At 48.3% G+C, this 12,624-nt stretch carries 10 protein-coding genes; 8 read left to right on the forward strand and 2 right to left on the reverse strand.

Annotated elements, in window-relative coordinates; translation table 11 throughout:
• Positions 1–197: 197 nt before the first annotated feature.
• Positions 198–2,525: an alpha-xylosidase gene (yicI, locus tag AC506A_RS01195; protein ID WP_495459188.1), complete on the reverse strand. Its 2,328-nt coding sequence runs from the start codon at positions 2,523–2,525 to the stop codon at positions 198–200.
• A gap of 132 nt (positions 2,526–2,657) precedes the next feature.
• Here yicI and AC506A_RS01200 point away from each other — a divergent pair, with 132 nt between their 5' ends.
• On the forward strand, positions 2,658–3,536 hold the full coding sequence (locus tag AC506A_RS01200) for an AraC family transcriptional regulator (protein WP_495459189.1): 879 nt from the start codon (positions 2,658–2,660) through the stop codon (positions 3,534–3,536).
• 2 nt (positions 3,537–3,538) lie between these two features.
• Here AC506A_RS01200 and AC506A_RS01205 read toward each other — a convergent pair whose 3' ends face one another.
• Complete coding sequence (locus tag AC506A_RS01205) at positions 3,539–4,675, reverse strand: cation:proton antiporter (protein WP_495459190.1); 1,137 nt, start codon at positions 4,673–4,675, stop codon at positions 3,539–3,541.
• Between the two features lie 233 nt (positions 4,676–4,908).
• Between AC506A_RS01205 and AC506A_RS01210 the strand changes: the two genes are divergently transcribed.
• From AC506A_RS01210 to AC506A_RS01240, 7 genes are all read left to right on the forward strand, one after another.
• Entirely contained in the window at positions 4,909–5,592 is a 684-nt protein-coding gene (locus AC506A_RS01210; RefSeq protein WP_495459191.1) for a response regulator transcription factor, read from the forward strand.
• Positions 5,589–7,400, forward strand: coding sequence for a sensor histidine kinase (locus AC506A_RS01215; RefSeq protein ID WP_495459192.1), 1,812 nt, complete (start codon positions 5,589–5,591; stop codon positions 7,398–7,400). The genes AC506A_RS01210 and AC506A_RS01215 overlap by 4 nt, the downstream gene beginning before the upstream one ends.
• A 140-nt stretch (positions 7,401–7,540) precedes the next feature.
• On the forward strand, positions 7,541–8,230 hold the full coding sequence (locus AC506A_RS01220; RefSeq protein ID WP_495459193.1) for an N-acetylmuramoyl-L-alanine amidase family protein: 690 nt from the start codon (positions 7,541–7,543) through the stop codon (positions 8,228–8,230).
• Positions 8,231–8,253: 23 nt separating this feature from the next.
• The gene (locus tag AC506A_RS01225; protein WP_495459194.1) at positions 8,254–9,123 is read left to right on the forward strand and encodes a carbohydrate ABC transporter permease; all 870 of its coding nucleotides are present in this window, start codon (positions 8,254–8,256) and stop codon (positions 9,121–9,123) included.
• 12 nt (positions 9,124–9,135) lie between these two features.
• Positions 9,136–10,014, forward strand: coding sequence for a carbohydrate ABC transporter permease (locus AC506A_RS01230; protein ID WP_495459195.1), 879 nt, complete (start codon positions 9,136–9,138; stop codon positions 10,012–10,014).
• A 14-nt stretch (positions 10,015–10,028) separates the two neighbouring features.
• Positions 10,029–11,141, forward strand: a complete 1,113-nt coding sequence (locus AC506A_RS01235; RefSeq protein ID WP_495459196.1) for an efflux RND transporter periplasmic adaptor subunit — start codon at positions 10,029–10,031, stop codon at positions 11,139–11,141.
• A 25-nt stretch (positions 11,142–11,166) separates the two neighbouring features.
• Complete coding sequence (locus tag AC506A_RS01240; RefSeq protein ID WP_495459197.1) at positions 11,167–12,612, forward strand: ABC transporter substrate-binding protein; 1,446 nt, start codon at positions 11,167–11,169, stop codon at positions 12,610–12,612.
• Positions 12,613–12,624: the final 12 nt, after the last annotated feature.

Genomic DNA, 12,624 nt, shown 5'->3' on the forward strand with positions numbered 1-12,624 from the left:
AAATAAGGCCTCTACGGTTCGTTAGAATAGCGAGGGAAATGACGAGTGGTTCGCTTTCAGATGCTGGTGTGGTAGTGCCGATTAGCTGGTTTTTAGTATGGGATTGCTGTGTCTGGGGAGCATTTCTCCATGCAAAATAAAGGCTGCTTCAAAAGTCATTAGATGCACTTTTGAAGCAGCCTCGTTTGTTTGTTGAGTTAAGCTAATTCGATAATCAATTTAGCTGCTCCGGACAATGGGATAATCCGAGCACCTTCTGAACCGGCATCCGTTTGTCCGCCTTGAACGGAAGCAACTGCATGCTCGCCGTGGAGGATGACACTCCAGCCTTCGGACTTGCCTTCTGTATCGATCGTGATCGTGGAGCCGCTGCGGCTTGCTGTAACCGTAAATGCCGTTTCACCGGTAACGGTTGTCACGACAGAGGCAGCAGTTGCGCCATCTTGAAGCGCGTAGAGCGAAAGCGTAACGCCTGCCGCATAATCGTAATCCGGACGGCTGTCTTCGGCGCCTACTGCGATCAGCGAGTTCTCGCGGACAAACAACGGCATGCTGAAGTAATCGAATGTTTCGGTGCGCCATACGCCGCCTTCCACTTGCTCGCCGCTCAAGTAGTGCGTCCATGTGCCTTTTGGCAAGTAGTACGTGGACTCGCCGTCGGCATTGAAGATTGGGGCAACAAGAATGGAATCGCCAAGCATATATTGACGGTCAATATAATCACAAGTAGGATCGTCACCAAATTCAAGCACCATAGCGCGCATCACCGGCAGGCCGATCTTCACGGATTGCACGGATTGACCAAACAGGTACGGCATCAAGCGCAGTTTAAGCTTCGTATAGTGACGCAGAACATCGACTGCTTCTTCGTCATACAGCCATGGCACACGGTACGATGTGCTGCCGTGCAGACGGCTGTGGCTGGATAGCAGACCGAATGCCACCCAACGCTTGTACAGATCCGGCGGGGAGCTTTGCTCAAAGCCGCCGATATCATGGCTCCAGAAGCTGAAGCCGGATAAGCCGAGCGACAGTCCGCCGCGCAGACTTTCGGCCATCGATTCATACGTCGCTTCGCAGTCACCGCCCCAGTGTACCGGGAATTGTTGACCGCCAGCCGTTGCGGAACGAGCGAACAGAGCTGCTTCGCCTTTACCGCGTTTCTCTTCCAACAGCTCGAAGACGACTTTATTGTACAGCTGTGTATAGTAGTTATGCATTTGCTGAGGATCGGATCCATCGAAGTAGACGACATCTGTTGGGATGCGCTCGCCGAAATCGGTTTTGAAGCTGTCCACGCCCATATCGAGAAGCACAGCCAGTTTGCTCTTGAACCAGTCGCAAGCAGCAGGGTTCGTGAAGTCTACAATACCCATGCCATATTGCCACATATCGGTTTGCCATACGCTTCCATCCGGTCGTTTCAATAGGTAGCCATGTTCCGCAGCTTCATCGAATAATGGAGAGCGCTGAGCAATGTAACTGTTAATCCAGACACAAATATGAAGCCCTTTCGCTTTCAGACGCTCCAGCATGCCCTTTGGATCCGGGAATACACGCTCGTCCCACTCGAAGTTACACCATTCGTACTCTTTCATCCAGAAGCAGTCGAAGTGGAATACGGCAAGCGGAAGGTCGCGCTCAGCCATACCGTCAACGAAGCTTGTTACTGTCGCTTCATCGTAATTCGTGGTAAACGATGTGGTGAGCCACAAGCCGAATGACCAAGCGGGCGGAAGCGCAGGCTTGCCAGTCAGTGATGTGTAGTTGGACAGCACATCCTTCAGCGTATCGCCGCCGATGACATAATATTCGAGCGACTCGCCAGCTACGCTGAATTGAGCCTTGGACACTTTCTCCGATGCGATTTCATAGGAAACGAGCTCGGGATGGTTAACGAAAACGCCATAACCGCGGTTCGTGACATAGAACGGAATGTTTTTGTACGATTGCTCCGTAGCTGTTCCGCCATCTTGGTTCCAAATGTCGACGACTTGACCATTCTTCACGAATGGGGTAAACCGTTCGCCGAGTCCGTATACCGTTTCACCGATACCAAGGTCAAGCTGTTCGCGGAAATGGTGTTTGCCGTTGTCCGCTTTGACAAAGCCGGTCGAACGGAAGCCGCTGCGCGTAAGTTTCTTCCCTTTGTACGTATAGGTAACGGAAAGCGGATGTGCTTTCGTAATCGTTACTGCTGCGTCTCCGCTTGTAAGTGTCACAGCATCTGCCGTTTCTACAATCTCTACAGGTGCTTGGCTGGCTTCGAGCAATGGGAACGAAGAAGGGCCGAGGCGCCGTGCTCCTTTGTGATGATAATACTTCGCACGGATGATATCTTTCATGGGCGAAGAGAATTCCATCGTCATTAAAGGCGCGTTCAACGTATTGCCGCGGTGCTCCAAATGGCTGTGTGTTGCGTATACGGTGATGCTATTGCTTGAAACCTCAACGTTATGCACTTCGTAGGGGGTAAGGACTTGGTAGCCTTCGCGCGTCATCCAATAACCGTCGCTGAATTTCATGGTTTGCAGACCATCCTCTCGATATCGCTTGAAATGGTTTATATCATAATAACAGTATAATGATTGAAAAATAGTTTATCTTGCATTATTATGCTATATATTAATACGATTATGATATATGGAGTGGGATCGATGGATATCCATCATTTGCGTGAGAATAGGCGGCACGGCAGTCCAGGACTTCCGGTCGGCATCTATCGGATGGAACAAGGGGCAGGAGAGCCGATTCTCGACAATCACTGGCATGAGGAAGCGGAATTTCTAGCTGTGGAAAGCGGGGAAGCGGTGTTTCAAATCGGATTGTCGACCTACTCGGTTCAGGCAGGCGAGGTGTTGTTCATCCCTGGCGGTGAACTGCATGGCGGATATTCGCCGAATGGCGGGGCTTGCTCCTATTCGGCGCTTGTCTTTGATCTGGATTGGTTGATGAGTCAAGGGGACAGCTTGACTCATCAATATCTGGAGCCCATCAAACGCGGCCGGCTAGTGCCTGAGCCGCATGCCGTCGTGACGTCAGAATTGGCGTTGGCACTCTTCCAACAGTTGGCCCCGTTGTTTGCACTTGAGCATTCGGATGATCCGGCGAAACCTATGCGGCTGAAAGCCGGACTGTACCAGCTGTTCGCGGAATACGTTTCACGCCAAGCATTCGCACGAAGAGAGCCGCGTTCGTCGCTCGACATGCATACACAGGAACGGCTGAAGACTGTATTGTCTTACATCGACGTACATTATGCGCGTAAGCTGACCATTAAGGAGCTTGCGGCTGAGGCAGGGATGAGCGAGGGTCATTTTACGCGAGTGTTCAAGTCGTTCATGCGCAAAACCCCGATTGAGTACATCAATTTGCAGCGAATCCGGAGTGCTGCTGCGCTGCTTGCAGACAACAATACATCTGTCGGAGAAGCGGCATTGGAGTCAGGCTTCGACAACTTTAGTTATTTCTGCAAAATGTTTCGTTCCGTGTATCAGTGCACGCCTTCTGATTACAGGCACCGTAAAGGCGAATAGAGCTATCCAGCTGTTTCCCCATTAAAGAACAGTTTCATCATTGGCGGCGTCACGATCGTCGTAACGAGCACAACAACGACTATAACCGCGAACATGCTCTTGTTTAAGAGAGCAGCATCAAGACCAATGGCGGCAATAATGAGCGCTACTTCTCCCCTGGAGACCATCGCTGACCCGATTCCAAGCGCCGGTTTCCAGCTAAATCCGGATAACCGAGCGCCGACGGCCGAACCAGCCAGCTTCGATATGATCGCAACTAAACTTAAACTGATGATCAGGCCATATTGACCGGCAAGACCGCTCAGTTCGACGGTTACGCCAATCGAGGTAAAAAACACCGGGACGAAGATCGAATAGCTGATGCTCTCGACTTTCTCGAAGATTTCATGCTTATAGTCCGTAACACTGATTGCCACACCTGCAATATAAGCGCCGATGATATCGGCTACGCCGGTGTATTCAGCAAAATACGCATAACTAAAACAGAGAACGAGTCCCGCGGAAATCACCGTTTCCGTCACGCGAAGCGACGAGAAGCGCTTCAGGAACCAAGGCACGGCGAACCAGCCGAACAGGATCGCAATAACGAAGAACATCCCTTTTTTCAAAACAACGATACCCAAATTCACATCACCGCCGGAGAAGCTCATGACAAACGCCAGCGCGATAATGACAAGCACATCATCGATGACGGCCGCCCCAAGTATTGTCGAACCTTCCCGCGACTTCAGCTTGCCCATCTCTTTCAGAGCCTGTACGGAAATGCTGACGCTAGTTGCCGAGAGCAGTAAGCCAAGGAAAATCGCTTCAAACTTCGGCAGATCGAGCCAATAGCCGGTTAAATAGCCCAGCGCAAAAGGCAAAATAATACCGGATATCCCCACGTAAGCAGCCGATTTGCCCGTTCGTTTAAACTCGTCCAAGTCTGTCTCTAAACCTGCAATAAACATGAGCAATATGACACCGATCTTGCTGATTTCCGTTAATACATCTGTCTCCGTAATGAGACCGAGTACGGTCGGGCCCAGCAATATGCCTACTAGCAGCTTGCCGAGAACGGAAGGCTGACCGAGCTTCACACTCAGATGTCCGGCAAGCTTTGAAGCAATTAATATGATGACGAGCTGATAAATAAGCATGTTCGTTATCGACACTCCTTTCCTTATTTGCTTTATGTTTAGCTCCGCAAGCACAAATTAATCATTTAAGAAATTCCCTCCAACGATTCTTTATCTCATCTTTATCTCAAATGAATGTGTTCTTGATTTACGTTAGATACAATATGGAATTGAGGCTATTGAAGCAAAAATTATGTTTCATCTCGTCGGTTTGTTAAACTGATTCTAGAGATCCGTGAAATGGGAGCGGCAGAATGAAAACCATATTGATTGTTGAAGATGAGGAAATATTGCGCGAAATCAGTAAAGATTATTTCTTAAGCGAAGGCTATAAGGTGCTTGAGGCGGCTGATGGGAAAGCTGCGCTGATGATTTTTCAGGAGCATGAAGTAGATCTGGTTGTATTAGATATTATGCTGCCGGAAATGGACGGTTGGTCGGTATGCCGCAGAATCCGTAAATCATCTGATGTCCCAATCATCATGTTGACTGCCCGTGTCGATGAAGACGACACACTGCTCGGTTTCGAGCTGGGTGCCGATGATTATGTAACGAAACCATACAGCCCGCCGGTGCTGCTCGCAAGAGCGAAACGTCTCATTGAAAGCCGCGGCCGAATCGGCAAGCAGGCGCAGCCGGAGGACGCTTTAAGTATGAAAGGGCTCAAGGTTCATTTTCCATCGAGGACGGTTACGATTGAGGGGGCTAATGTTGCGCTCACGCATACCGAATTCGAGATTCTCACCTACCTCATGAGCAATCAAGGAATTGTCATTACTCGCGAGCAGCTGATTTCGAAAATATGGGGCTATGAGTATGTAGGCGATGATCGCACGGTGAACACGCATATTCGCAACTTGCGCACGAAGCTTGGCGATAAGGCTCACTTGATCGTTACGATTGTACGGACAGGCTATAAATTCGAGGGTCAAGCATGAGAAGCGGCATTGTACTGAAATTGTTCGTTCTTACGACTACGCTTTGCATGCTAATATTAGCGACGATTTATATCGGGCAAACCGTTTTTTTCAAAGAGTATTACGCGAATCGCAAAGTGAGCGACTTACAAGCGAAGTTGGTGGATTTTAAGACGGCTTATGTGGAAGCCAGAGGGAATTCGCTTGCCATCCAATCGCTTGAGCAAGATTTCTACAGAAATAACAACGTTACGATTACAAGCCTCGATCATGATGGTAACTTAAAACATATAAACGACTTCTACTTGGAGATTAAACTGCTTAAGGCTAGGACAGAGGCGGAGAAGAAGCAGCGCTTTATAGTGCCTCTCTATCAGCTTATGAGCTTGGAGGAAGCCGCTTCGGGACAAGCGTTGATTACAACCGGAGTCGATATGATGATTCAAGGGATCAAGAGTAACTCCATGCTTATTCCCATTGTGCTTCAGCATCAGTCGGGGGAAGTGTTGTATGCCAATGATCTATTCAAGCGTAAAGTATACGGGGCCAACGAGAAAGTCGAGTTTAGTGAGAAAAGGAAACCAACAGTCTCAGATCGATCCTCTTTCGTGAATCTGTTTGGTATGGTCACAGACGTCCGTGTTCCAAATGGCGGAGGTTCATCAGACTTCATCTATTCCAATCAGTTATTCCTGGATCAAATCAATGCATTTCAAGCGAAGCTGTTATTTGATGACATGCAGCTTGAGGATGCACTTGTCATCCAGGATTATGAGCAAAATAACGTGAAGTACAAGCTGTTCATCCAGCCGGTTCATTATGACAACGGTACGACAAACTACATCTTCGCCATGGCATCGCTGCAGCCGGTAGATGAAGCTGTTCAAATGATGAAGGACTATTATGTGTATATCGTCGTGTTTGTTTTGGTGCTCATCTTGATTGCATCGCTGTACTTTTCCATGAAAATCGCAAGGCCGTTGCTGCGCATCAATCAGACGACGAAGAAGATCGCAAATCTCGATTTCTCGGAAAGCATTCCTGTTCGTTCGAAGGACGAGATCGGGGATTTGTCGCGCAACATCAACCAGTTATCTGCTACGCTGCATTCTTACATCGGCAAGCTGCGGGAAGATATCGAGAAAGAAAAGCAGCTGGAGCGCACGCGGAAAGATTTTATTGCAGGTGTTTCTCATGAGTTGAAGACACCGCTGAGCGTTATGAAAAGCTGCATTTCGATCCTCAAGGATGGTGTTGCTGCGCACAAGAAGGACTATTACTTCGAAGCGATGGAACAAGAAGTCGATAAGATGGATCATCTCATTGTCGATATGCTGGAGCTGGCGAAATACGAATCTGGAACGTATAAGATGCAGATGGACGAGTTTTATATCGATAAGTCGATCGAATCGATTAGCGAGCAGTTGGCGCACGAAATTTCAGATAAACAATTGCATCTAAGCCTTCATCTTGTTCCTGCTTTGGTTATTGCCAATCAGCATCGAATCGAACAGGTGATCACGAATTTCATGACGAACGCGATACGCTACACGCCTGAGAATCAGGAGATTATTATCTCCATGGTAGAGGAAATTGGCGGAATCGTCGTTTGCGTCGAAAACAAAGGCGTCCATATTTCGGAGGAGCAGCTTGATAAAGTATGGGATCGCTTTTATCGGGGAGATACGGCAAGGCAGCGAGCCGATGGCGGCACGGGACTTGGACTTGCCATATCCAAAAACATTCTGGAGCTGCACGATGCCGAATATGGCGCGTCTAACACGAAAGATGGCGTTGCTTTTTACTTTATCCTGAATAAGAAACGCTAATCTAATGTTCTGCTCTAACCGCTTGTCAAGAAGGTGCATGCTGCCTCCCTGACAAGCGTTTTTTTTGTGTGTCATCAATCTTTATTTCATCTTTATTTCGGCTCCATGTGGTCTTTATCGGCTGCTATTATGATGAATTCATGAAAACAACACCTAAATTCATTGCTATAGCCATTGTCGGAGTCATCGTGTCGACCAGTCTCTTTCAACTTCAAACGGAAGGTGCAACGAAGGCGAAACCAAGTGTGGAAAGGACCAAAACCATAACAACCAATAAAGACGCCAATTTACCCTTGAAAGGAAAAACGATTGTTCTCGATCCCGGCCACGGCGGCAAGGATGTCGGATCCACTGGTGCTCAAGGAACGTACGAGAAAGATGTAACGCTGCTAACCGCGCAAAATGTAGGTCGGAAATTAACAGAGCAAGGAGCAACTGTTGTTATGACGAGACAAGCCGATACGACGATCTCGCTGAAAGCAAGAACGGAAGTAGCGCGAGCCGAGAACGCGGACTTGTTCATCAGCATCCACTTCGATGCTTTTCAAACCAGTGATGTGTATGGGATGACTAGCTATTACAACAAAGCGCAGGATCGGAAGATAGCACAGAACATCCATGAGCACATCTTCAAACAAGACATGCGTACGAGGGATAGAGGCGTGAACTTCGGCGACTATCATGTCATCCGTGAGAATACGAAACCGGCCGTTCTGCTGGAGCTCGGATATATATCGAATAAGAACGAAGAAGCCAGAATGCAGACTGCGTTGTTTCAAGACCAAATATCGACGGCCATCGCGAGCGGCGTTATCGAAAGTCTCCGTTGAGCGGTGAGGGAGAGATAGAGGATATGTTTCGTAAAGTCATGCGGCGGCACAGTGTCGTTGCAACCTTCTTTCTTGCTCCCAGCGCGATCGGATTCTTAGTCTTTTACTTGATTCCGTTCGCAATGGGCCTGCGTTACTCCTTTATGAATCGAACGACCGATGGCGCGTTCGTCGGCCTGAGCAATTATAAGGAGGTACTGGCGAGCGATTCCTTCCTTCAAGCAGCGAGGAATACGTTTCTGTTTACTTCTGTCAGCGTTCCGATCACGATCGCTATTTCGTTACTGCTGGCCTTGTTATTGAATCAGAACCTTTATTTCCGCAATTGGCTCAGAACCGCTTACGTGTTGCCGCTTGTCGTGCCTGTTGCCTCCGTTGTGCTAATCTGGCAAGTTCTGTTCGATTGGAATGGAGCAGCAAACAGCTGGCTGCATGAACTTGGCGTGTCACGGATCGATTGGATGAAGTCGGAATGGGCAAGAGGCGTGCTCTCTATGGTCTATGCGTGGAAAAACATCGGCTACAACATTATCGTGTTTCTAGCCGGCTTACAAAGCATCCCGAAAGATTATTACGAGACGGCGGATCTTGAAGGCGCGGGCCCGTTCCATAAGTTTACCCGTATCACACTTGTCTATCTGACGCCAACGATGTTTTTCGTCGTCCTGATGGGACTGATCAGCTCGTTTCGGATATTCCGGGAAACGTATTTGATCGCGGGCGATTATCCGCACGACAGCATTTATATGCTGCAGCATTACATGAACAACATGTTCTTGTCGCTTGATATTCAGAAGCTTACGTCCGCCGCAGCAATCATGGTGGTTTGCCTGCTCGTTCTTGTTTCAGGGATGTTTGCATTAGAACGGCGTTTCACTAATTACTTGGAGTGATGGGGAGAACCAATGAAACTGAAAGTTGCCATTACCAAAGCGGCGATCTCGATTCCGCTAGCGCTAATCGCATTCTTGATGCTGTTGCCGATCATCATATCCTTCACCAATTCGCTCATGACGGAGCACGAAATTGAATCGAATTATAATTTGATCGGGAAGATGACGGATACGGCAGCCGGCGGCAAGGATGCCTTTGTCAATCTGAAACTTATACCCAACTGGGTTTCGTTCGAACAGTACAGCAAAGTGCTGATCGCCACCCCGACGTATTTAAATCTGTTTTGGAATTCGGTTTACATGGTTGCGCTCATTATCGCGGGGCAGGTTATCGTTGGCGCTCTGGCTGCCTATGCCTTCGCCAAGCTCCGCTTTCGGGGTCGAGACCGGATGTTCTTCGTTTATCTGGTGGCGATGTTAATGCCGTTTCAAGTGACGCTCGTACCGAACTATATTATTGCAGATCAATTAGGCCTTCTGAACAGTGCAAGTGCCATCATTCTGCCCGGTATCTTCGGCGCATTTGGCGTGTTCATGCTTAGGCAATTCATGTTGTCGATCCCGAGTGCTTACGTGGAGGCGGCCTATATGGACGGAGCGGGTCATTTTCGCATCTTCCTTCAAATCATTGTTCCGCTTATTAAACCGGGATTCGCGGCGCTCATCGTACTCTTGTTCGTCGATTATTGGAACATGGTAGAGCAGCCGCTGATCTTTCTCGATGATACCTTCAGACAGCCATTGTCGGTGTATCTCTCTGTCGTTCAGCAGGAAGCAATGGGCATAGGTTTCGCCGCATCCGTCTTCTATATGCTGCCGATGGTGCTGTTATTTCTATATGCGGAATCACATTTTATCGAAGGCGTTCAAATGTCCGGCATTAAAGGGTAGGAGGTTTGTTTGATGTGGAAAGGCAAGAAATCGAGCAAGAACATACGGGCAGGAAGAAGAAGATCCGGCTGCTCGCCATCTTGTTTGCCAGTGGATTAATCGTGCTTACCCTGTTCAGCAACACGCTGCAAACGATGAATTTAACGAAGGTGTGGACAACCATTGGACGACAGGAGGAGCTTGTTCAGAGCTATACCGGAAGCGGCGTATTGGAGCCGATTACTGAAGCTTCGTTATCGAACAAAGCGGGCTGGAACGTAAAAACCATTAAGGTCAAAACAGGAGAAACCGTGAAGAAGGGACAGACGCTGGTCCTTTACGAGAGCCTTGAAGCCGAAAATCGTTATCTGGATGCTAAGACCCAGCTGGAGCAGCAGCAATTATCCATACAAGGCTTACAGGACCGCTATGTTGAAGCCGCAGCCAGCGATGATGCGAATCAGTTGCGCAGCGCGAAACGGGATCTCGATAGCGCACGTCTGACGCTGGTCATGCAGCAGCGTAATCTGAACAGCATGAAGGCGGATTTAGTCAGTAACCGCGAGCTGAAAGCACCTTTCGACGGAATTGTGATGAACGTGAGTGCCGTGGAAGATATGATATCCGCCAGCGCCGGTCCTGATGTTCAAATCGCTTCATCCAGTCAAGGTTATCGCATGCAGGTACAGGTGCCAGCGAACATTAGCGAACGTTTGAAGATAGGCCAGAAGCTGGATGTCCAAGTCGGTCACGCGGAGGATGAGAAGCAGCTGGAAGGGAGCGTTACGGGGATCCAAAACAAAGAAAATCAAATGAATATCGTAGTTGCCGTGAAACATGATTCGCTTCGAGGAGGCGAAATAGGACGTATTGACCTTAGATTTGTTTCTGCGGCCGATATGGGCGGCATCGTGATTCCGAGCAGTGCCATTCACCTTGAGGGTGAAGATACTTACGTTTATGTCGTTGAGGAGAAGAAAGGCCCGCTCGGCGATACAAGTCATGTCCGCAAGGCGCCAATCAAAGTCGGTGATTCGAATGAAACCGATACTGTTGTGCTGCAAGGGATTTTTCCGGATTCGCCGATCATTCTGGAAAGCAGCGTACCCGTCACGGACGGAGAGCTTGTTCGAGTAATGACCCATTAATACTTATCATATCAGGAAAGCGGGAATGAAGATGACAAGAGTACTGATTGTAATCATGAGCTGCATCATAATGTTTAGCTTAACAGCGTGCGAGGGAAGCAAGAATACGAATAGCCCTACCGGAAATTCATCAGAACCCCGGGCGAATGAATCGCCAAAGAATACAAGCGATGAGTCAAAACCTGCAGAGAATGCAGCAGCTGACGCATCCTCGCAGGGGCTGGAACCGCTTGACGATAAACCCAAAACCATCGTCGTGTCTATTCTTGGAACTACCGACATCTACAAGCTGGCGAAAGAGAAGTATGAAGCGCTGCATCCGAATACAACGATTCAGTTTAAAGAATTTGAAACCGGCAGCATGATGAGCGCATCTGAGGTGGAGAGATATATCAAAACGACGACGACGGAGGTGTTGTCCGGCAAGGGGGCGGACTTGTTCGCATTTACGACTGTGGAGCTGCCTATTGATAAGTACGTCAGAAAAGGCGCGTTCGAAAACATAGACGATTGGATGAAACGGGATCCCAGCTTCGATCCGCAGCAATACCATATGAACATTATGGATGGTTCCCAAATGAACGGCGGCCTGTATATTATGCCTGTCGAATTCTACTTGGAAGCTTTGTACGGAGATGCGGATGGGATCAAGAAAGCTGGTTTAACGTTTGATGATAAGAACTGGACGTGGAACCAGTTCGCCGAAATCAGCAAGCAGTTGGCAGGCAAGAATGGACATACCTATTCCATGAATTTTTTGCCGCCTGAGGCGATGATTAATAATCTCGTGTCTGACAACTATAATCGATTAATCGATGGTGCTAATGGCAATGCATCGTTTGACACTCCCTTTTTCACGGATTTACTGAAGGAAGTGAAGGAGATGTATAATGAAAAGGAGTTAAGAAGTGATGCGTCGGAATTCACAAAAAGCTACTTATCCTATTCATTAATGACATCCCCAAGCGATTATCTTCTACGACTTGCCATGTATTATAAAGATGGGAAAGTTTATCAGAAGCCGCATGCTGCAGATCAAAAGTCGGGCATCTCGTTTCTTGTGACGAATCAAATCGCCATGAACGCCAATTCAGAGGTGAAAAGAGACGCTTGGGAGTTTATGAAGTTTCTGCTGTCTGAAGAGATGCAGTCCTATCCGAAACAGCCGGGAGCTTCGGGATTCTCGATGAATAAAGCGGTGAACGAAAGGGCAATCGAAGATGTTAAGGCCAATGGTATCGATAAGGCCGTAGGTGGTAAAGGTGGAGGGGTTAAAGTCGAAGCAACTGAGGAGAATTTACAGGTTGTCCGTGACATGCTGTCCGAAGCCAGTTTAAGAAATATAGGCTACGAAACGACGGTTCAGAAAATAATCGCGGAGGAAGTTAGAGCATTCCTCTCGGGGCAGAAAACAGCGGATGCTGTTGCCAAATTGATACAGAATCGGGTAACGACGTATTTGAATGAGTAACTACTAAACAAA

The organism is Paenibacillus sp. N22P23 (genome assembly GCF_059383735.1).

Bases quoted from the DNA above. Each gene is read 5' to 3' on its own strand.
- yicI (WP_495459188.1), bottom strand. From the start codon at position 2,525: ATGAAATTCAGCGACGGTTATTGGATGACGCGCGAAGGCTACCAAGTC.
- AC506A_RS01200 (WP_495459189.1), top strand. From the start codon at position 2,658: ATGGATATCCATCATTTGCGTGAGAATAGGCGGCACGGCAGTCCAGGA.
- AC506A_RS01240 (WP_495459197.1), top strand. From the start codon at position 11,167: ATGAAGATGACAAGAGTACTGATTGTAATCATGAGCTGCATCATAATG.
- AC506A_RS01205 (WP_495459190.1), bottom strand. From the start codon at position 4,675: ATGCTTATTTATCAGCTCGTCATCATATTAATTGCTTCAAAGCTTGCC.
- AC506A_RS01230 (WP_495459195.1), top strand. From the start codon at position 9,136: ATGAAACTGAAAGTTGCCATTACCAAAGCGGCGATCTCGATTCCGCTA.
- AC506A_RS01220 (WP_495459193.1), top strand. From the start codon at position 7,541: ATGAAAACAACACCTAAATTCATTGCTATAGCCATTGTCGGAGTCATC.
- AC506A_RS01215 (WP_495459192.1), top strand. From the start codon at position 5,589: ATGAGAAGCGGCATTGTACTGAAATTGTTCGTTCTTACGACTACGCTT.
- AC506A_RS01210 (WP_495459191.1), top strand. From the start codon at position 4,909: ATGAAAACCATATTGATTGTTGAAGATGAGGAAATATTGCGCGAAATC.
- AC506A_RS01225 (WP_495459194.1), top strand. From the start codon at position 8,254: ATGTTTCGTAAAGTCATGCGGCGGCACAGTGTCGTTGCAACCTTCTTT.